Annotated in this window: 18 protein-coding genes; 10 read left to right on the top strand and 8 right to left on the bottom strand. The window is 60.2% G+C overall.

Going from position 1 to position 20702, the window contains the following annotated elements; all coding sequences use genetic code 11:
* The first annotated feature begins 119 nt into the window (after positions 1-119).
* The 7 genes from J9870_RS21795 to J9870_RS21765 all read left to right on the top strand — a co-directional run bounded on the left by J9870_RS21795 (position 120) and on the right by J9870_RS21765 (position 8218).
* On the top strand, positions 120-833 hold the full coding sequence (locus J9870_RS21795) for an FKBP-type peptidyl-prolyl cis-trans isomerase (protein ID WP_210639995.1): 714 nt from the start codon (positions 120-122) through the stop codon (positions 831-833).
* A 299-nt stretch (positions 834-1132) separates the two neighbouring features.
* Complete coding sequence (locus tag J9870_RS21790) at positions 1133-1588, top strand: YkvA family protein (RefSeq protein WP_210639993.1); 456 nt, start codon at positions 1133-1135, stop codon at positions 1586-1588.
* A gap of 113 nt (positions 1589-1701) precedes the next feature.
* Positions 1702-2043, top strand: coding sequence for a helix-turn-helix transcriptional regulator (locus tag J9870_RS21785; protein WP_025215008.1), 342 nt, complete (start codon positions 1702-1704; stop codon positions 2041-2043).
* Entirely contained in the window at positions 2040-2411 is a 372-nt protein-coding gene (locus J9870_RS21780) for a hypothetical protein (protein WP_003179080.1), read from the top strand. The genes J9870_RS21785 and J9870_RS21780 overlap by 4 nt, the downstream gene beginning before the upstream one ends.
* Positions 2412-2813: a sel1 repeat family protein gene (locus J9870_RS21775; protein WP_210639992.1), complete on the top strand. Its 402-nt coding sequence runs from the start codon at positions 2412-2414 to the stop codon at positions 2811-2813.
* 222 nt (positions 2814-3035) lie between these two features.
* Complete coding sequence (locus J9870_RS21770) at positions 3036-7793, top strand: RHS repeat-associated core domain-containing protein (RefSeq protein WP_210639990.1); 4758 nt, start codon at positions 3036-3038, stop codon at positions 7791-7793.
* Between the two features lie 8 nt (positions 7794-7801).
* Positions 7802-8218: a hypothetical protein gene (locus J9870_RS21765; RefSeq protein ID WP_210639988.1), complete on the top strand. Its 417-nt coding sequence runs from the start codon at positions 7802-7804 to the stop codon at positions 8216-8218.
* A gap of 5 nt (positions 8219-8223) precedes the next feature.
* On the opposite strand, the gene J9870_RS21760 is transcribed toward J9870_RS21765, so the two are convergent.
* Positions 8224-10005 carry a bifunctional diguanylate cyclase/phosphodiesterase gene (locus J9870_RS21760; protein ID WP_210639986.1) on the bottom strand — a complete coding sequence of 594 codons (1782 nt, stop codon included), beginning with the start codon at positions 10003-10005 and terminating at the stop codon, positions 8224-8226.
* 129 nt (positions 10006-10134) lie between these two features.
* A complete protein-coding gene (locus J9870_RS21755; protein WP_210645375.1) occupies positions 10135-12213 on the bottom strand; it encodes a carboxy terminal-processing peptidase in 2079 nt (692 codons plus the stop codon).
* 139 nt (positions 12214-12352) lie between these two features.
* Here J9870_RS21755 and J9870_RS21750 point away from each other — a divergent pair, with 139 nt between their 5' ends.
* The 3 genes from J9870_RS21750 (at position 12353) to J9870_RS21740 (ending at position 15085) form a co-directional block, all read left to right on the top strand.
* Positions 12353-13315 (top strand): zinc-binding dehydrogenase, encoded by a 963-nt coding sequence (locus tag J9870_RS21750; RefSeq protein ID WP_210639984.1) that lies wholly within the window; start codon positions 12353-12355, stop codon positions 13313-13315.
* A 331-nt stretch (positions 13316-13646) separates the two neighbouring features.
* Positions 13647-14282 carry a DUF1326 domain-containing protein gene (locus tag J9870_RS21745; protein ID WP_210639982.1) on the top strand — a complete coding sequence of 212 codons (636 nt, stop codon included), beginning with the start codon at positions 13647-13649 and terminating at the stop codon, positions 14280-14282.
* Positions 14283-14284: 2 nt separating this feature from the next.
* Positions 14285-15085, top strand: a complete 801-nt coding sequence (locus J9870_RS21740; RefSeq protein ID WP_210639980.1) for a DUF2182 domain-containing protein — start codon at positions 14285-14287, stop codon at positions 15083-15085.
* 111 nt (positions 15086-15196) lie between these two features.
* Here the strand turns inward: J9870_RS21740 and J9870_RS21735 are convergent, their stop codons facing one another.
* From J9870_RS21735 to J9870_RS21710, 6 genes are all read right to left on the bottom strand, one after another.
* Positions 15197-15850, bottom strand: coding sequence for an HAD family hydrolase (locus J9870_RS21735; protein ID WP_210639978.1), 654 nt, complete (start codon positions 15848-15850; stop codon positions 15197-15199).
* 46 nt (positions 15851-15896) lie between these two features.
* Positions 15897-16886 carry an ABC transporter ATP-binding protein gene (locus J9870_RS21730; RefSeq protein WP_210639976.1) on the bottom strand — a complete coding sequence of 330 codons (990 nt, stop codon included), beginning with the start codon at positions 16884-16886 and terminating at the stop codon, positions 15897-15899.
* A complete protein-coding gene (locus tag J9870_RS21725; RefSeq protein WP_210639974.1) occupies positions 16883-17683 on the bottom strand; it encodes an ABC transporter permease in 801 nt (266 codons plus the stop codon). Before J9870_RS21725 ends, J9870_RS21730 begins: the two co-directional genes overlap by 4 nt.
* Complete coding sequence (locus J9870_RS21720; RefSeq protein WP_210645373.1) at positions 17670-18506, bottom strand: ABC transporter permease subunit; 837 nt, start codon at positions 18504-18506, stop codon at positions 17670-17672. The genes J9870_RS21725 and J9870_RS21720 overlap by 14 nt, the downstream gene beginning before the upstream one ends.
* A 5-nt stretch (positions 18507-18511) precedes the next feature.
* On the bottom strand, positions 18512-19318 hold the full coding sequence (locus J9870_RS21715; protein ID WP_210639972.1) for an alkaline phosphatase family protein: 807 nt from the start codon (positions 19316-19318) through the stop codon (positions 18512-18514).
* A 214-nt stretch (positions 19319-19532) separates the two neighbouring features.
* Positions 19533-20600, bottom strand: coding sequence for an ABC transporter substrate-binding protein (locus tag J9870_RS21710; protein WP_210639955.1), 1068 nt, complete (start codon positions 20598-20600; stop codon positions 19533-19535).
* Positions 20601-20702 lie beyond the last annotated feature (102 nt).

The raw sequence follows: 20702 nt of genomic DNA, 5'->3' as shown, positions 1-20702 counted from the left end.
TGCGGACGTGAACTTATCAGCGCTTTGCTGCTCACATGCCGGTAGCCATTGGTCGTGGCCGCCTGATAAGCTCGCGGCTTTACTCGATTGCCCTTTAGGCGCATGAACAAGGAAATAGCATGAAACAGCATCGGTTGGCGGCGGCGGTGGCCCTGGTTGGCCTGGTACTCGCGGGTTGCGACTCGCAGACCAGCGTAGAGCTGAAGACCCCGGCGCAGAAAGCTTCCTACGGTATTGGCCTGAACATGGGCAAAAGCCTGGCTCAGGAAGGTATGGATGACCTGGACTCCAAAGCAGTCGCCCAGGGCATCGAAGATGCCGTCGGCAAGAAAGAACAGAAGCTGAAAGACGAAGAACTGGTCGAAGCCTTTGCCGCACTGCAAAAACGTGCCGAAGAGCGCATGGCCAAGATGAGCGAAGAGTCGGCAGCGGCCGGCAAGAAATTCCTCGAGGAAAACGGCAAGAAAGCCGGTGTAACCACCACCGCTTCCGGCCTGCAGTACGAAGTGGTCAAGAAAGCCGATGGCCCGCAGCCTAAGCCGACCGACGTCGTGACTGTCCACTACACCGGCAAGTTGACCAACGGCACCGTATTCGACAGCTCCGTTGAACGTGGCAGCCCGATTGACCTGCCGGTCAGCGGCGTGATCCCGGGTTGGGTCGAAGGCCTGCAACTGATGCATGTCGGCGAGAAATACAAGCTGTACATCCCGAGCGAGCTGGCCTACGGCGCCCAGAGCCCGAGCCCGGCCATCCCGGCCAACTCGGTCCTGGTATTCGATCTGGAGCTGCTGGCGATCAAGGATCCGGCAAAAGAAGACGCGGCCAAGTAATCGCGTCTGCTATAGCGACAAAACGACAACGCCTCGCTCATGCGGGGCGTTGTTGCATCTGGGCAGCGGAAATGCCAAAAAACCGAACGCTCAGGGCAGGCTACAGTCATAGGCAGTACAGGCGCTGTGCTAGACGCAGTCAGGCGGTCAAGTCAATGAAATATTGGGTTTTTTTATGTGAGTAAAAAACGCCCGATCTAAGCCGGGCCCTTATGAAACGGGGGTTCCAGCGCTGAAATGCAGCTCTGTTCACAAGGTTATCCACAATTTGTGTGGATAACATTTCAGTGGGAGAAAAAATGAAGGCCCCGTGGAATTTTGCGCGATTCCTGCCCTTGGCAGGCCGCCTGCTGGCCCGCGGTCGATTGCCGACGTTGCTGTTTGCCGTCGCCAGCAAAAGTGCCCGGGAGGGCGGCCGGTTGGGCAAGCTCAAGGAAGATCTGCGCTTGCTCCAGGCGCTGTGCCTGGCTTACTGGCGTGGCGAATACCGGGCGGTCAGTGCCAAGTCGCTGCTGTCGGTGGTGGCGGGATTGATGTATTTCCTCAGTCCCCTGGATGCGATTCCTGATTTCCTGCCGGTGTTCGGTATGATCGATGATATCGCCGTACTGGCCTGGATCATGAAAACCCTCGACAGTGAGCTCGAAGCCTTCCGCGCCTGGCGCTATCGGCAATCACCCGAGAAACTGGCTCGGGTGGAAAGACTTCCCGACACCCCGGAACAACTCCTGCTCCAAGGTGAGAAAAAAACCTGATCCTGGGCCATTCCCAGCAGAGATTCATAGCCCCGCGACCTTAGCCGCTATTAGGATTACACTTCTAAAGAAAAAAGCTGACTTGCTAAGTGTTGTTGTCCTACGGGGTAGACATGGATATCCAAATAATCACACGCGACGGTGAGCCCGAATACGCGGTTTTACCGTGGGATCAGTACCAGTCGTTGTTGAAGGCAGCAGGCATCGAGCAAGCACCGTCGCGCGAGGCTACAGTCCGTCACGCGGCGGCACCTGGCCAGGTTCTCCCTGGTCTGGATCAATTACGCAGTTTGCGCGAAGGGAAGGGCATCGCCATTGAGGCGTTGGCCCGCACGGTAGGTATCAGTCCGTCTTATCTGGCCTTGATCGAGAGCGGCGAGCGTCAGCCCGATGCCGCGATTCGGCGCAGTCTGGCCTGGGAGTTGACGGTGCCGGGTTGGAGGGATGAATCGTGAGTGTACGCATCAGTCGGCAGCATTGGGATGGGTTGTTGGGTGAATTGGACCAGGCGCGCCGCCAGCGCCATTTGTTGACGTACCGCGCCTTGCTGGAGCGCTTGCAGTTGCCCAGTCCAGCCATGCAAACCTTGACCGCAGCCCTGGAGCACTTGGCCGCCCTGGATGCCAGGGCTGAACAGCCGTTGCGCAGTTCGTTGGTCATCAGCCAGGGTGCCAGTCGGTTGCCGCGCACTGGTTTTTTCGAATGCGTTGAGCGCCTTGGACGTTTTTCCGGGCCCTCCGATGGCGTGGCCGCTGCTTCCTGGCACGCGTCGGAAGTGGTCCGGGTGTTCGAATACGAGTACCCCGAATCGGCGGAGGCCTGAATGCTCTGGCGTATCAAGGCTCGGGCCGGCTACTGGCTGGCACGTCGTTTGTTTCATTGGTCGTGGTTCGTCCGCCAGCCGCGTGGCTGGGGCTGGCTTGAGGGCCAGTTCTCCCGGATGGCAAACCTGGGCGACGTCGCAGCGCAAAGTTTCTACGGGCATATTCTGACGTTTCGTGGCCAAGGGCTCGGAGCTCGGGAGGAAGGCATTCGCCTGCTGCGCTTGGCGGCCTTGGCCGGTGACGGCAAGGCCGCCTATCAGGTCGGAGTGATCAGCCTCGCCGGTACAGCCAGCAAGGCGCCGGACCCGGTCGAGGCGGCACGTTGGTGGGCCTTGGCGGCGAACGCCGGGCATCCGTTGGCCGAGATCAAGCTCAAAACGCTCAAGGACTCTGCGTTGTAGCGTTATCCACAGGTCGCTTGGAAAAGACAGTCTTTTCCCGCCGGCCATCTACCGTTTTACGTGTTGGGCGAATTTAGCGAATCGCCTTACACGCGCTGTCTCCTTCTCCTGACTTATTTCCCCAGTCATCCCCGGCAAAGTCTCGCGCTTCCTGAGCGTTGCGAGACGTCTGCCCATGTTCGACCGTTTTTTCCTGCTGGCCCTTGAACGAGCCGTGTCCTGATGGACCAGGTGCGCCGTATCGAGGAGCAACTCGACAGTTTTAAGGACACCCTGTCTGTCTACCGCGAACAGCTCGAACGCTGGTACAGCCGGGCGGCGGACCGGGCCAGCCAGGCGGCCGACCTGCCCTCGCTGCTGGGCATGGAGCGGCTGATCCGTTTCGGCGACAGCACCACCGCCGTCAGCACCGGCGACGATGACTTTCTCTCCACCGTTGTCCAGTGTCCCCAGGGCGGGGTGATGACGATCGAGAGCAAGCTCGAGTCGGTGTATGACATTCCGCTGGGCGACATCGTGGTGGATGTGGTGGCGGTGGACAGCGGCAAGGTCACGCCAGTCCCCCTGGATGCCCAGGGCCTGGGGACCTTTACGGGCGAAGCGGGCCGATTCTATCGGGTTCACGTCCAGGGCGAAGTGTCTACTGCGCAGCTTACCGATCTGTTTTCTTCCTACGACAGCCTTACCATCAAGCTGACGGACTGGTTACGCGGCGAGTGGCAAGGCTTCAAGCCACAGTGGTCCCAGCAATCCTTGGCGACCTCGGTGGGCAATGGCCTGCTCGCCGGCAGTTGGGCGGCGATCGAGGGGGTGTGGGACAGCATCAGCCTGCTCTCGGACATCCTCAAGGATCCCAGCCAGTTTGTTGATCGCTTGGGTGATAGCGTTGAGCAACTGAAGAAACTGGCGCAAGACACACCGCTGGTAATGGCCAAGCTGCAACTGCTGGCCAGCGACGAAGCGGCGTTGTGCCTGCTGGTGCGGACCGCGAGCCTGTGGCTGGAGATGTTGCCGCCCAGCGAAGTTGCCGGCGAAACCGCCGAAGTACTCTCGACCATGGCGGTGCAACTGGCGATCGACTTGCTGATTGGCGTGGCCTTGACCTTTGCCGGGGCAGGCGCTGGGATAGCCTATCTGTCAATGCGGTTGGCCAGGCACGGCGCAACCCTGCTGAACGCCGTGCAGCGTTTCATCCGAGCAATCTTCGCGCTGGTCAACGGCTTCATGACCTACGTGGACCGCTACAAGACCGTGGCGGCACGAGGCATCGCGGCCGGTGTGAAAAAGGGCCGCGTGCAGCTGCGCTGGGACGCACAGCGCAATACCACGCTGAAAAAACACGACCCCCACGACGACGCCCCCAGCCCCTCGAAAAACCCCAACGGCGACAGCACCGATACCGCGGCCCAGACCCAAACCAGCGGCTGCCCGGTGTCGATGGTCACCGGCGAAGAGCTGCTGACCCTGGAGGACGGCACCCTTGATGGTCGCCTGCCATTTGTCTTCACCCGTTTGTACCGCACCAGCGCGGTGGACTTGGACGTGGGGCTCGGGCGCGGTTGGAGCCATGCCCTGGCTCAGCGTTTGCAGCTCGAAGGCGAGCAGGTCATTTGGATCGACCAGGAAAACCGCCGTACGACGTTTCCGCTGCCCAGCGCCCAACGTCCGGCGATCCACAACAGCCTGGCCCGCGCCGCTATTTACCTGGGCAGCGAACCGGACGAACTGATCGTCGCCCAGCCCGGCGAAAACGCACCGTTCCTGCATTTTCACGATGGCCACCTGACCGGTCTCAGCGACCGCTACGACAACCGCCTGACGATCCAGCGCAATATCCATGGTGACATCTGCCGCCTGAACAACGGTGCCGGCCGCGCCCTGAGCCTGCGTTACGAACAGCGCCACCTGATCGCCATCGATTACCAGAGCTTCCACCCGGCCCTCACCCTGGACGAAGCCTGGCGGACCGGACAGACGCTGGTGTCCTACCGCTACGACGGACGTTTCCGGCTCATCGAAGCGACCAACGCCGCCGGTGAAAGTGAACGCTACGACTATGACGACCAGCACGTCATCCTCCAGCGGCAACTGGCCGGCGGGGCGAGTTTTTTCTGGGAGTGGCAAGGTGTTGGCCGGGCGGCTCGTTGCGTCAGGCATTGGGCCTCGTTTGCGCAGATGGACAGCCGGTACACCTGGGGCGAGGACGGCAGCGTCACGGTCCGGCACCTCGACGGTAGTCAGGAGGTATACGTCCACGACGACCGGGCGCGGCTGGTGCGCAAGGTCGAACCCGATGGCGGCGAGCACCTCAAGGCCTATGACGAACAAGGTCGGCTGATCGCCGAGCAGGACCCGCTGGGCGCTGTCACCGAATACCGCTACGACGAAGCAGGCCGGTTGGTGGCGCTGATTCCGCCTAACGAGGAGCCCACGTCCTACGAATACCGCAACGGTTTCCTGCACGCCCGTTCCCGCGGCAAAGCGGTGTGGACCTACCGACGCAACGACCAGGGCGACATTACCGAACAGATCGATCCCGACGCAAAGGTCACCTATTACCACTACGACGGCCAGGGCCGACTGGTGGAGATCAGCCACTGCGACGGCAGTTTTCAGCAATGGGTCTGGAACAGGCTCGGCCAACTGACGGAAGAAATCCTGCTCGACGGCAGTCGTCGGTGTTTTTCCTACGACGTCCTTGGGCGTCTGCTGAGCCGCCAGGACGAACACGGCGCCCTCACGCATTACCAATGGGACGCTGTCGGTCGGCTGCTCCAGACGACCTTACCTACCGGCGCCAGCCGCACCTGGAGCTACAACGCCTACGGCAAGGTCACCGCCGAGCGCGATGAGCTGGGGCGCATCACCCGTTACGAATATGCCGACGACCTGCACCTGATCAGCCGGCGCCTCAACCCCGACGGCACCGAGCTCAAGTATCGCTACGACTCGGCGCGGTTGTTGCTGACAGAGATCGAAAACGAATCCGGCGAAAAGTATCAGCTGGACTACACGCCCAATGGTTTGATCCGACAGCAGATCGACTTCGACGGTCAACGCACCGCCTATGCCTACGACCTCAACGGCCACCTGCTGGAGAAAACCGAGTTCGGCGAGAAGGGCGCCCGGCTTGTCACGGGCTACCAGCGCGACGCGGCCGGGCGACTGCAGATCAAGACCTTGCCCGACGGCCAGACGATCGAGTACCGCTACGACGGGCTGGGCCGACTGGTCCATGTCGACGACGGTACCGATCATCCACTGGCGTTCGAATACGACGTCCATGACCGGCTGATCACCGAACACCAGGGCTGGGGCACCCTGCGCTATCGCTACGATATCGGCGGGCGGCTCAACCACCTGCGCCTGCCGGACAACAGCACGCTCGATTACCACCACACCCTGGGCGGCGTGCTGATCGCGATTGACCTGAACGGCACACGCCTGACCGAGCATCGGTTTGACGGCGGTCGTGAACGGCAGCGCCAACAGGGCCTGTTGCTCAGCGAATACGACTACGACGAACAGGGCCGCCTCAAGGCCCAGACGGTGTGGCAGACCCAACAGCAGCAACTGTTCTGGCGCGATTATACCTACAGCGCCAAGGGCAACCTTGCGACCCTTTCCGACAACCGAAACCGCCGTTACTACCAGTACGACCCGTTGGATCGCCTGACCCGCATCGACTTCTCCCACAGCGAGCCGCCAGAACACTTCATGCACGACCCGGCGGGCAACCTCTTGCTGGAGGACCGCACCGGCCCGATCATCCGCAAGGGCAACCGTCTGCTGGCGGAGGGCGACCGTCACTATGACTACGACGCCTTCGGCAACCTGATCCGCGAACGCCGCGGCAAGGCCCTGGTCAACGAATACCGCTACGACAGCCAGCACCGCCTGATCGGCGTGAGCATGCCGGACGGCCACGAAGCGACCTACCGCTACGACGCCTTTGGCCGGCGCATCAGCAAGACCGTGAACGGCCTGACCACGGAATTTTTCTGGCAGGGTGACCAGGTCGTTGCCGAAAGCAGCCGACGCCACCACCGCAGCTACCTCTACGAACCCGGCACCTTCCGCCCATTGGTCATGCTCGACGGCAAAGGCTTGAACGCCTGCCCGTTCTATTACCACCTCGACCACCTGGGCACCCCCCAGGAACTGACCAACTACGGCGGCCAGATCGTCTGGTCAGCGCGCTACAACGGCTACGGCAAAACCACCGAACTGGTTCACGGCGGCGGCGAACAGCTTGAGCAACCCCTGCGCTTCCAGGGCCAATACTTCGACCCCGAAAGCGGCCTGCACTACAACCGCCACCGCTACTACAATCCCGACACCGGCCGCTATTTGACGCCTGATCCGAGCAAACTGGCGGGCGGGCTCAATGGGTATCGCTACACCCTGAACCCGACGGGGTGGGTGGATCCGTTGGGGTTGGTGGATTGTCCTGGGAAGGGTGGGTGTAGGCCGGCGGTTGGGGAGCAGGATCCGGCGGCTAAGGTTGGGGTGGATGAGGAGATCCCAACGCTTCCTAAGGTGAGCGAGCCAAAAACTGAGGAGGAAGCCAAACGGCAGGTTATGGAGTGGAACAGAGAATACAAAATGCATTCAGTCGAGAAGCACGGTCCAGAAATCTCCGATAAGGCTTTGAAGCAACGATCCATTGACGGATCGCATCCAACTAAAAAAGGAGTGAAGGGCCCCATCAGACCGAGCTCACAATTTAATAGTTGGATGTTACATTATCGCGCTTTCAAGCATGCCTTTTCCAAGATGCATCGAGATGTCCCCGAGCCGACAGGTTATGATGCTGATGAAAATCCGTTCGTTAGAATGGAGCTGCCTGGAGCCGGGCGTGGATATAAGCCTAATAAGAAAGATCCAAGTAGTCCGCATTACATGGAAAATCTAGACGGTGCAGAAATAAAATTCGACAAGAAAAATGTTAAACGCCCCTTTACAGGGTTTCCACGATAGGCAGTGAAATGTTAACGCATCCGTTTGTAAATGAGCCATACGAACCTAAGCTCTCAGGAGTTCTCGCTGGTATTTCTATATACGATAGAGAAGAGACACTCGGTGAGGCTTTATGGGAGTACAACCCTAATAAGCAGAGTGAAAGGGAAGAGATAATAAAGAAGTTTATATTGCCGAGTTATGATTATTTAACTTATAGGCACAGATTTTTGGTATTTAAAATGCTTGAGGGTTTTTTGCTTAAAGTTGGTTTTGATTTTTCTACACAATTTGAAAGCGACTATGATGATCCACGAATCCTAGCTTGGGATGAAACCGAAATAGACGACCCTCGCGGCTTTTTTGAAGATATATACAAGCTCGCAAGCGAAGAATGGAAAGAGGACCTCAAAAAAGCAGCCTTGGAAGATCAGTCGACATGGTAACCCCCTCAAACCGACAACCCCACCACAGGCTCCCGCCCAGCCAACCCATCCACCAAATACACACTCCCCCCCAAAATCTCCTTGGCATGATGCTTGGCCTGCGAGGCCAGTTCAGCCAACTGGCTCGCGTCCAGTTCCTCACAAGCCTCCGCCCGTAAATGCACCACCCCGATCGACAGTGATAACAACGCGAAGTCCTGTCGGACTCCCTGGCGATTCAGCGCGGTAAAGCATCCGGCTTCCAGATGTTCGGGGCGGTAGAAGCGGCGGCAGTGGTTTTGGAAGTCGCTGAGCAGTTGGTTCAGGCGCTTGCGCCAGTCTTCCGGGCCGAGGACCAGCAGGAAGTCGTCGCCGCCGATGTGGCCGACGAAGTCGCGGCTGGGGTCGATGCGTTCGTTCAGGCATTGGGCCAGGCACAGCAGGACTTCATCACCTCGCCCATAGCCATAGATGTCGTTGAAGGGTTTGAAGCTGTCGATGTCCACGTAGCAGATCACCGATTCCTGGCGCTGCTGGAGCAGGCGCGTGAGGCATTGCTGGATCGGTACGTTGCCCGGCAGCAAGGTCAGCGGGTTGGCGTAGCGGGCTTGTTGGATTTTCAACTCGGTGATGAGTTTGAGCACGTCGATGACCCGGCCCAAGCCCAGGTAGCCACCGTTGAGGGTGATGATGAAGTCTTCCTCGATGCGTTGTCGGGCGCGGCTGGTGATGAGGCGGCTGACTTGTTGCAGCGACTGGTTCAGCTCTACCGCGAGGAAATCATCGCTCATCAGGCGGCTGATGGGCTTGCGGGCGAACAGGTCGGTGGCGAAGGGCTTGAGCAGGGCGTCGGAGAGTGAATGGCGATGGACGATGCCGCAGGGTTGTTCCTGGTCGTCCAGCACTGCGAGGGAGTTGAGGTTGGCCTGGCGCCGGAACGCCTCCAGCACTGTAGCGGTCGGTGTATCGTGGGCCACCGCCGGCTGTTCGTTGAGCAGCGCACTGAGGTCGTTGATCTCATCGCTCAGCGCCGCCACGCCGTTGTCCTGCTTGGGCATCAGCGCCCTGGCGTCGCGCGACGGTTGTTCCTGGGGCCGGGCCAGCAGATACCCCTGGACCAGGTCTACGCCCATTTCGATCAGCACCGCCAGCTCTTCTTGCAGTTCTATACCCTCGGCAATCACTTGGGCCCGGGACGCCCGGGCGATTTTCAGGATCGAGCCGACGAATTCGCGCTTGAGCGCGTCCTGGTGGATGCCGTCGATGAAGTGCCGGTCGATCTTCACATAATCGGGACGTAGTTCGGACCAGAGCCGCAGGCTCGAATAACCCGCGCCAAGGTCGTCCAGGGCAATGGAAAAACCCATGGCCCGGTAGTGGTGCAGGGCGGTTTGCAGGAGCTGGAAGTCATCGATCGGGGTTTGTTCGGTCAGTTCTATCACCACCTGACTGGGGGCAATGCCGAAGTCCCGCAGCAATTGCAACGTACGTCCGGTCTGGTGTGCAGACTCCAGCAGGGACTCGGGCGAGACGTTGAGAAACAGCTTGCCCGGTAATTTTTGCTCATTGAAGCGTTGGCAGGCACTGCGTCGGCAGGCCAGTTCCAGTTCACTGAGACGTCCGGCCTGGCGGGCTACGGAGAGCAGGGCGATGGGGGAGTGCAACGGGCTATTGGACGGTCCGCGCGTCAAGGCTTCATAGCCAACAATGCGCCGCTCGGAAAGGCAGATGATCGGCTGGAACAGGCTGTGCAAACCGCTTTGAGCCAGGATCGAACTCAATGCACTCAGCTGTTCTGTCGTGGTCATGGCGATCTCTGGCGATAAAAAAAGGACTGGGCGCGATCCCCTAAGGGGGCGCCCGGTCCTGTATTTCACGACAGAATGATGTCAGTTTGATGACGCCGCGACGAGCAACACCATTAAATGGCCATCATCTTAGTGCTTGGCGACGGCCGTGTTGAGTTTCAGGTAATCCAGCAGGATTCGCCCGGTCTCGCTCAGGTAGGCATCGTCTTCCGGCTTGGTTTTTTCCGGTTCGGTGATCAGGTCTTCGTCCTCTTTCTTCAACTCTTTGAGCGGCTCTTCGCCCTTGGCCTTGCGACGCAGGTTTTCCATGACCAGTTGCTTGGCTTCGATGTCGGCATGCTGGGCGCGACGTTCGGCTTCGTTGAGCGTGACAGTTTTCTCCAGCATCAGCTTTTGCGCCAGGGCCAGCTTGTCGCGGATGAAGACAAACTCTGCGTCCTGGGCCGTGCGGGTGTCATGCTCGGACTTGAGCTGAGCCAGGAACGGCTTGAACGGGTCCACGGCCGGTTTGATCGCCGGGCGGATGGTGTCCCACGGCATGGCTTCGGGCAGGGCGCTTTCGCCGATTTCCTTGGTGTCGATGATCGACGGGTAATCGATATCAGGCAGTACGCCCTGGTGCTGGGTACTCTGGCCGGAAACCCGGTAGAACTTGGCCAGGGTCAGCTTCAGTTCACCGTGGTTGAGCGGCTGGATAGTCTGCACGGTGCCTTTGCCGAAGGTCTGCCCGCCGATGATCAATGCCCGGTGATAGTCCTGCATGGCGCCGGCGAAAATCTCCGAGGCCGAAGCCGACAGGCGATTGACCAGCAAGGCCATCGGCCCCTTGTAGAACGCCCCGGGGTTTTCGTCTTCCAGCACATCCACCCGGCCATCGGCGTTACGCACCAGCACGGTCGGGCCTTTGTCGATGAACAGGCTGGTCAACTCGGTGGCTTCCTGCAGGGAGCCGCCGCCATTGTTGCGCAAGTCGATCACCACACCGTCGACCTTTTCCTTCTGCAGCTCGGTCAGCAGCTTCTTGACGTCGCGAGTGGTGCTCTTGTAGTCCGGGTCCCCGGCGCGGAACGCCTTGAAGTCCAGATAGAAAGCCGGGATCTCGATGATGCCGAGCTTGTAGTCCTTGCCGTCCTGCTTGAGGTTGAGGACCGATTTCTTCGCCGCCTGTTCTTCCAGCTTCACCGCTTCACGGGTAATCGACACGATCTTGCTGGTCTGGTCGTTCGGCGCATTGCTGGCCGGGATGACTTCCAGGCGCACCACCGAGCCTTTGGGGCCACGGATCAGCTTGACCACTTCGTCCAGGCGCCAGCCGACCACGTCGACCATTTCCTTGTTGCCTTGGGCGACGCCGATGATCTTGTCCGCCGGGCTGACCTGTTTGGTCTTGTCCGCCGGGCCCGCGGGTACCAGGCGCACGATCTTCACTTGATCGTTATCGCTCTGCAGCACCGCACCGATGCCTTCCAGGGACAGGCTCATGTTGATGTCGAAGTTTTCCGCGTTATCTGGCGACAGATAATTGGTGTGCGGGTCGTAGGACATGGCGAAGGTGTTGATGTACGCCTGGAAGATGTCTTCTGCGCGGGTCTGGTCCAGGCGAGCCGATTGGTTCTTGTAGCGCTTGGTCAGGGTTTCCTGGATCTGCTTGGGTTCCTTGCCGGCGATCTTCATGCGCAGCACCTCGTCCTTGACGCGTTTGCGCCACAGGTCATCGAGTTCGGCTGTGCTTTTGAGCCAAGGGGCGTCCTTGCGATCGACCAGCAAGGTTTCCTTGGTATTGAAGTCGATCTTGTCGACGCCTTTGTTCAGCTCGGCAAGGGCGAAATCCAGGCGCGCTTTCACGCGGTCCAGGTAGCGCTTGTAGATGGTGAACCCGGCGTTCAGGTCGCCGCTCTTGAGGAAGTCGTCGAACTGGGTTTTCCACTTGTCGAATTCGGCGATGTCGCTGGCCAGGAAATAACTGCGCGATGGATCTAGCAGCTTCAGGTAGCTGTCGTAGATGATGACCGAACGCGCGTCATCGAGCGGTGGCTTGCTGTAGTGATGGCGCTTGAGCAACTCCACGACGTTAAGGCTGGCAATCACCTCGTCACGATCGGGCTGAAGCTTGTCCCAGCTGTTGGCTGCGAACGTATCGCTCGACAGCGGCAACAGGCCAAGGCCAATGACAAGCGCGAGGGCGGTGCTGGGGAACAGGTGCTTCATGCTGATTCGACGCAGGGACAATTGATAACGCATATTAGGCCGTCTTTGAAGTCGCCGGTTCCATGTGGCCCGGGCGCATAATGCAAGAAAGCCCGGCGTTGAAGCAGCGGGCCCAGTCGAGACTCACTATGGAGGCACCGTGAAAGCATTGCAAGGCGTTGAAGGCCAAGTGGTATGGGCAGATGAGCCAAGTCCGGCGTGTGATGTCGGGCAAGTTCGCATTCGTGTGGCGGCTGCGGGCCTGAATCGGGCCGATTTGTTACAAAAAGCCGGGCTTTATCCGCCGCCACCCGGTGCCAGCCAGGTGCTGGGGCTGGAATGTTCCGGGGTAATCAGCGAGGTCGGGCCGGGTTCGTCCTGGCAGGTGGGCGACCGCGTTTGCGCCTTGCTGGCCGGTGGCGGGATGGCCGAGGAAGTGGTGGTCGATAGCCGGCATGTCTTGCCAGTGCCCGAGGGCCTGACGTTGGCTGAAGCGGCCGCGCTGCCTGAGGTCTACGGCACCGCGTGGCTGAATTTGTTTCAACTGGCCGGGCTCAAGCCGGGTGAAAAAGTCCTGCTGCACGCAGGGGCCAGTGGCGTCGGCTCGGCTGCGATCCAGTTGTGCAAGGCGTTTGGCAATCCGTGCTGGGTGAGTGTCGGTTCGGCTGACCGCTTGAGTTATTGCGAAGCGCTGGGGGCCCAGGGCGGTGTGGTGCGCACCGATGGCCTGGAGAGTCTGGACGACTTCGGCCCCTTCGACGTGATCCTCGATCCGGTGGGCGCCAACTACGCCCAGCTCAACGTGAAACTTTTGTCAGTTGACGGGCGCTGGGTGCTTATTGGCCTGATGGGTGGGCGCGAGGCCCAACTGGATCTGGCGCAGATGCTGGGCAAGCGTATCCAATTGCTCGGCTCGACCTTGCGCAGCCGTGACGATCAGTTCAAGGCCGACCTGATCAGCGAGCTGGGGCAGCAGGTGTGGCCACTGTTTGCCGACAAACGCCTGAGCCCGCAACTGGCCAAGACCTTCGCGATCACGGATGCCGAAGCGGCGTTCGCGGAGCTGGCGACCAACAAGGTGTCTGGGAAGTTGGTGTTGGTGATCGATGAGAGCCTGAGCTAATCCGGGCGTCGCAAGAATCTGTGGGGGCGAGCCTGCTCGCGATGGCGGTGTGTCAGCTAAATCAATGCTGGCTGGCCCAACGCCATCGTGAGCAGGCTCGCTCCCACAGGACTTTGTGGTCTGGCGCTCGTTCCCGCGTTGCGCGGCATATTTCAAGGGGCTGGATAGGCAGGCCCGCGCCTACATGACTGGCACCCTTATCCCTATCGACGATGGCTTTCACCTTTGGTCGGCAGCCCGTATCCGAGGCGCGTGCCCTGCTAGCGTTAATTAATGGAGGGATGGGGGTAACCGCAACTTTCATTTCACCCACCAGGTGAAGAGGTTGATCATGGCCATCGCCGAATGGCGCATGCAGGGCGTCGAATTCATTGCCTGCAACTGCAATTGGGGTTGCCCCTGTCAATTCGATGCACCACCGACCCGTGGCCACTGCCAGGCGGTGGCGTCGATGCGAGTGGAGCGCGGGTATTTCAATCAGGTAGCGCTGGAAGGCTTGTGCTGGGCCGCTACCTTCGCCTGGCCGGGCGCCATCCATGAGGGCAATGGCAGTTGTCAGGTGTTCATCGATGAACGTGCCGACGAGGCGCAACGCCAGGCCCTGCTGACCATCCTCTCTGGCCTGGAGAGCGACCCCGGGGCCAACGTGTTTCAGGTGTTCAGCAGCACCATGACTGAAGTGTTCGAACCGCTGTTCGTGCCCATCACCCTGTCCATCGATGTCGACCAGCGCTTGGCGCACCTGGACATTCCAGGCGTGCTGCAGGCCAGCGGCGAGCCGATCCGCAGCCCGATCGACGGTTCACCTCACCGAGTCCGCCTGTCCCTGCCCAACGGCTTCGAGTTCCTTGAGGCCGAAGTCGCCAGCGGCAGCTATCAGACGCATTCAGCCCTCAAGCTACAATCCCAGGACAGTCATAGCCACCTCGCCCACGTGCACTTCACCGGCCATGGCATAGAGCCGTAAAGATGGCAGAGCCTCAGGCGGCGACCCAGGGCAAGCGACTGACCGGCGAGCAGTTGCTGTTGCTGCTCTGCCTGCTCGCGCTGACCGCCCTGGCCTGGCTGATGCTGCTGCGCATGGCTCGCGATATGAATGCGCCGGGTGGCATGGCCGATGCGGCAATGGCCGGCATGCTCATGCCCTGGAGCCTGGGCGATGCTCTGCTGATGTTCGCCATGTGGGGGGTGATGATGATCGGCATGATGCTGCCCAGCGCCGTGCCTATGCTGCTGATCTACCAGCAGATGCTGCGCAAACGCATGCCGGCACCGCAGCGACACCTGGCTTTGCTGCTGTTCTGCAGCGCTTATGGCCTGGTCTGGGCTGGCTTCGCCCTGGGCGCCACGGCGCTGCAATGGGCGCTCGAGCAGCTATCCCTGCTCAGTCCGGGGATGCGCGTCACCAGTACCGCGTTGGGCGCCGGCCTGCTGCTGGTCGCAGGCGTCTATCAGTGGCTGCCAGGCAAGGCGGTCTGCCTTGAGCATTGTCGCGGGCCGCTGCACTTTCTTCTCAGCTACTGGCGCCCCGACGTGTTCGGCGGCTGGCGCATGGGCCTGGCCCATGGCGCTTACTGCCTGGGCTGCTGCTGGGCCCTGATGGGCCTGCTGTTTGTGGTCGGCGTGATGAACCTGCTCTGGGTGGCAGTGATCGGTGCCTTCATCCTGCTGGAGAAAAACCTGTCGCAGGGACTCTGGCTCAGTCGTCTCTGCGGTGTGTTATTGCTTGGCTGGAGCCTGTGGCTGCTGCTGGGCGACAGCCTCGGGTAGAAACCACACTGAATCTGTGGGAGCGAGCTTGCTCGCGATGGCGGCGTGTCAGCTAAATCAATGTCGCCTGACCCAACGCCATCGCGAGCAAGCTCGCTTCCACAAAGGGGCTTATTTCCAGGTATGGATTGGCCACCCGGCCAGTTCGGCATGGGCCTTCAACACCGGGTCCGGGTTGACTACGTGGGGGAAGTCCACCCGCAGCAATAGCGGCAAGTCATTGCGCGAATCGGAATAGAAACTCGCGCCCTCCAGGTTTTCTTCCTCGGCATCCAGCCAGTCCAGCAGTCGTGCGATCTTGCCTTCGCGGTAGGTGAGGATGCCCTCGGTCTTGCCGCTGTACACCCCATGGGTCACTTCAAGATTGATCGCCAGGATCTCGTCGATGCCCAGGCGTTCGGCAATCGGCTTGACCAGATGCGTGCCTGAGGCCGAGATCACCAGGATCCGGTCGCCGGCCTTGCGGTGTTCGGCGATGGTCTTGGTGGCGTCGCTGAAGATGATCGGTTCAATGAAGTCTTCCACCCACGGCGCCACCAGGTGCTCGATTTCTTCCGGGGTACGACCGATCATCGGTTCCAGGCTGAAGTCCATGTACTCTTCCATGCTCAGCTTGCCGTGGCTGTAAGCGTCCATCAGCGCGTTGTTGCGCTGCATGAACGATTCGGGATCGACCCAGCCCAGGCGCCCCATCTGTTCGCTCCAGAGGGTGGCGCAGTCGCCGTGGATCAGGGTTTCGTCCAGATCAAAAATTGCCAGGGCCATCAGCGCGTTTCCCTTTTCAAAATCAGCTTCAAAATCAATAAAGCCATCAGGCTACCTCACACAGTGCCGACGGATCGATGGAAAGTGACAGACGTGTGCCATCGGGGTGCAGATCGGCAGCCGAGCGATTGAGCACATCCACTACCAACTCCACGCCACGGGCCTCCACTCGGTAACGAATCACGTTGCCCAGAAGGCTGTGGCTGCGAATCAGCGCATCGGCCTGGCCGTTGTAGCTCAGCTCGATGGCTTCCGGGCGAATGGCGATGCGGCCGTTCACCGGACGTTGCAGCAGTTTGCTGGCGCTGTCGGCGTCCAGCAGGTTGTAGTTGCCGATAAAGCCAGCGGCAAAGACATCGACCGGCGCAGTGTAGAGGGTTTCGGCATCGCCGCTTTGTACGATCTTTCCCTGGTTCATCAGGAAAATCCGGTCGGACATGGTCAGGGCTTCTTCCTGGTCGTGTGTGACAAAGATCGTGGTCAGGCCCAGCTCGCGCTGGATCTGACGGATCTGTTCGCGCAGGTGTTTACGAATCCGTGCGTCCAGGGCCGACAGCGGTTCGTCCAGCAGCAACAGGCGCGGGCGGGTGACCAGGGAGCGGGCCAGGGCCACGCGCTGGCATTGGCCGCCAGAGAGTTGATGGGGATAGCGGGCGGCAAAATCATGCAGTTCCACCAGGCGCAAAATTTCCAGCACCCGCTGGCGGCTGTCCTCGGCCTCGACCTTTTGCATGCGCAGGCCAAAGGCGACGTTCTGCTCCACGGTCATGTTGGGGAACAGGGCGTAACTCTGGAACACCATGCCGATCCCGCGTTTCTGCGGGCTTAGCGGGACGATGTCTTGGCCGTCCAGCAGAATCTGGCCGGCATCCACTGCGGTCAGGCCGGCAATGCAGCGCAACAGCGTGGACTTGCCGCAGCCGGAAGGGCCGAGGAGGGTGACGAATTCGCCTTTGCCGATCTCGCAGTTGATGTCGCTGAACACCGGCGTGCCGGCGTAGCTTTTTTGCAGGTGTTGGACGCTGACGTAGCTCATTGGCTTTTGTCCTTGTTCAAGATGTTGGCCGCCCAGGTCAGGACCAGTACGAAGAAGAAGTAGGAAATCACCAGAGCACTGGTGAAGTGACCGCTGCTGTTGCGCATGTTGTTCAGGTACACCTGCAGGGTTTCATAGCGGGTACCGACGAGGATGTTGGCAAACACGAATTCACCGAACAGGAACGAGAAAGACAGCAGCAACGCCACCATCAAGCCCTTGCGCAGGTTTGGCAGCACCACCAGCAGCGCTGCCTGGAAGGTGCTGGCGCCAAGCAGTTGGGCGGCGTCCATCAGGTCGCGCAGGTTGATGGCTTGCAGGTTGTTGGTGATCGCCCGGTACATGAACGGCAGGGCGACGGTGAAGTAGCAGCCGATCAGGATCCACGGCGTGCCCACCATCGCCAGCGGCCCGGAGCCATAGAGTTGCAGCAGCCCCACCGACGACACCACCGGCGGTACCGCGAAGGGCAGCAGGATGAGGATGTTCATCAGCGCGTCGAGTCTGGGGAAGTGGTAATGCACCACGAACAGCAGCGGCAGAATCAACACCACCGAAAGCACCAGCGCGCCGACGCAGACGATCAGTGATTGACCGAAGGCGTGGAGAAAACGCGGATCGCTCCACAACTGCACATACCATTTGAAGGTAAAGCCGCTGGGTAGCACGGTGGCCGACCAACTGCTGGCGATGGAGTAGACCAGCGTGCCCGCCAGAGGCAGTAGCAGGATGGCGAACAGCAGGTACACCACCAGCCGATGATAGAGCCCGACGGAGCCCGGTTCAGCGCGAGACATGGTAGCTCCTCTTGAGCAGCAACTGATGGACGATGGTCACCAGGGTCATCAGCGCCACTAGCACCACGGCCAGGGCACTGGCCATGTTCGGGTCGAGGGAAATATCCCCGGAGACCATGGCGGCGATGCGAATCGGCAGGACGTTGAAGTTACCGGTGGTCAGCGCATAGACCGTGGCATAGGCGCCGAGGGCATTGGCCAGCAGGATCACGAACGTGCCCAGCAGCGCCGGGGTCAGTACCGGCAAGCCGATGTGCCGCCAGAATTGCCAGCCGTTGGCACCCAGCAGTTCGGCGGACTCGCGCCAGTCTTCGCGCAGGGCGTCGAAGGCCGGATAGAGCAGCAGTACGCCCAGCGGGATCTGGAAGTAGGTGTAGAGAATGATCAGCCCGGTTTTCGAGTACAGGTTGAAATCCTCGATGATCCCCGCTTGCTTGAGCATGATCGTGATGCTGCCGTTGAACCCCAGCAAAATGATGAAGGCGAAGGCCAGGGGCACGCCGGCAAAGTTGCTGGTCATGTTGGCAAAGGCGTTGACGAAGTTACGCAGCCGAGAATCCACGCGGCGCAGGGAATAGCTGCCAAGCACGGCGATGACGATGCCGAACACGCTGGACCAGAAGCTGATTTCCAGGCTGTGCTGGATCGCTTGCAGGTAGAACTTGGAACTGAAGATCTTGCTGAAGTTGGCCAGGCCCCAGCCGAACTCTTCCGATTCCAGGCTGTTGACCAGCACCCAGAGCAGCGGGGCGATCTGGAACACGATGAAGAAAATCGCGAAGGGCACCAGGCACAACGCTGCCAGCCATTTGCCGCGCGTCATGGCGTTCACTTGAGTAACTCCTGGCAATAGGGTTTGTCGTGGTCAACGCCAAGCAACTGGCAAATGGTGCCGCACAGTTCGGTCTGCCGGGGGGCGGCAGCGGGGTCGAGACTGAAGCCGTCACCCAAGGCAAACAGCGGCACTTCCCGTTCTTCGGCCAACAGGCCGTTGTGGGAGCGGTCGTTGTTCATGCCGTGGTCGGAGGTCACCAGCACCTGATAGCCGCCGTCGAGCCAGGCTTGCAGGTAGACCGCCAGGTTGATATCGGCTGAGCGCGCGCTGTTGCGGTATTGCGGGGTGTCCAGGCCGTGCTTGTGGCCGGCATCGTCGATGTTCATCGGGTGCACCAGCAAAAAGTTCGGCAGGTAGCGCTGACGCAGGTGTTCGGCATCGGCGAACAAGTGGGAATCGGGGTAGTGGTCATTCCAGTAGAAATGTCCGTGCTGGATCGGCAGGTCAGGGTTGTCGGTATGACGATCCCGGCCGGCGATGAACGGTGACACGTTGTACAGCTCGCTGACCCAGTGATACGCAGCGGCGGCGGTACTCAAGCCGGCTTGGGTGGCGTAGTGGAAAATGCTGCGCTGGTTCGACAGGCGCGAGACGTTGTTGTGCACGATCCCGCTGTCGAGGGGCACGACGCCGGTGAGGATGCATTCGTAGAGCGGACGGGACAGGGCGGGCAACTCACATTCCAGTTTGTAGAGGGCCGCGCGTCCTGCGCCGACGTAAGCCTGCAAATGCCCCATGGCATGCCGGGCGACTTCATAATTGAGGCCGTCGAGCACCACCAGGATGACGTTGTGCTTCATGGGTAGCGGGACTCCGGACAGATACCAGGAAACTCGGATCCTCCAGGAACCTGATGTGGGCGCGAGCTTCTGTGGGAGCGAGCTTGCTCGCGATAGCGGTGTGTCAGTCAACCTCAATACTGACTGATCCGCCGCCATCGCGAGCAAGCTCGCTCCCACAGGGCCTGCCTCCACAGTTGGATTTCCAGTGGATATCCGAGCGGGAGCTAGCGCCTTACTTCATCTCGACGATTACTTGTTCATTCCACATCTGCGGCAGTGCCTTGGAGGTTTTCTCCCACGCATCCGCGTCTTTGATCGGGGTCACGCCTTTGTACTGCTCGTTGGGCAGCAGCTTGGCCTTGACCTCTTCCGGCAGGGTCAGGTGCTCGGCGCGGATCGGACGGGCGTTGCCCTTGGCCAAGTTGATCTGGCCGGCGTCGCTGAAGATGTATTCGCGCGCCAGTTTGGCGGCGTTCGGGTGCTTGGCGTATTTGTTGATGATGGTGGTGTAGCCGGAGATGACCGAGCCGTCGGACGGGATCAGCACGACGTAATCATCCGGGTTGGCCATCTTGGCCTTGTAGCTCAGGCCGTTGAAATCCCAGACCACACCCACTTCGACTTCACCTTTTTCCATGGTGGCGATGGTCGGGTTGGCCATGGACAGGCGCCCTTGCTTGGCGATCTCGGCAAACATCAACAGGGCCGGCTGAAGGTTCTTCTCGTTGCCGCCGTTGGCCAGGGCCGCTGCCAGCACGCCGTTGGCAGCCTGGGCCGCAGTGCTCACGTCACCGATGGAGACTTTGTATTTGCCGGTTTTCAGGTCGGCCCACTTGGTTGGTGCTTCGGAGCCGTGCAGCAGTTTCTTGTTGACGATGAAAGCGATGGTGCCGGTGTAGGCCAGCGCCCAGTTGCCGTCCTTATCCTTGGCCCAGGCTGGAACCTGTTCCCAGGTGCTTGGCTTGTAGGGTTGAACCACGCCTTGCTTGACCGCGATCGGGCCGAAAGCCGCGCCGACATCGCCGATATCGGCGCTGGCGTTGTCTTTCTCGGCGGCGAACTTGGCGATTTCCTGGGCCGAGCTCATGTCGGTGTCGATGTGTTTCAAACCGTAGACTTTGGCCAGGTCGTCCCAAGTGCCTTTCCAGTTTGCCCAGTCATCGGGCATGCCGACGCTGTTCACGGCGCCTTCCGCTTTCGCAGCGGCTTCCAACGTTTTCAGATCGGTGTCAGCAGCCATGGCGGCGGTGCACATGGCAATGGTCGAGCCTAACAGTGATGCCAGGAAAAGCTGTTTCATCCGAAGCTCCTATGGGCGTTTTCAACGCTGCGATTGCGGTTGTGTTGGTCTAGGTCAGCAATACCTGAGCCAATGTAGGCAAGCCCTGTGACATTTTGATGT

It is taken from the genome of Pseudomonas sp. Tri1 (assembly GCF_017968885.1).
GTDB lineage: Bacteria > Pseudomonadota > Gammaproteobacteria > Pseudomonadales > Pseudomonadaceae > Aquipseudomonas.
This window is presented reverse-complemented; position numbering and strand designations above follow the sequence as displayed.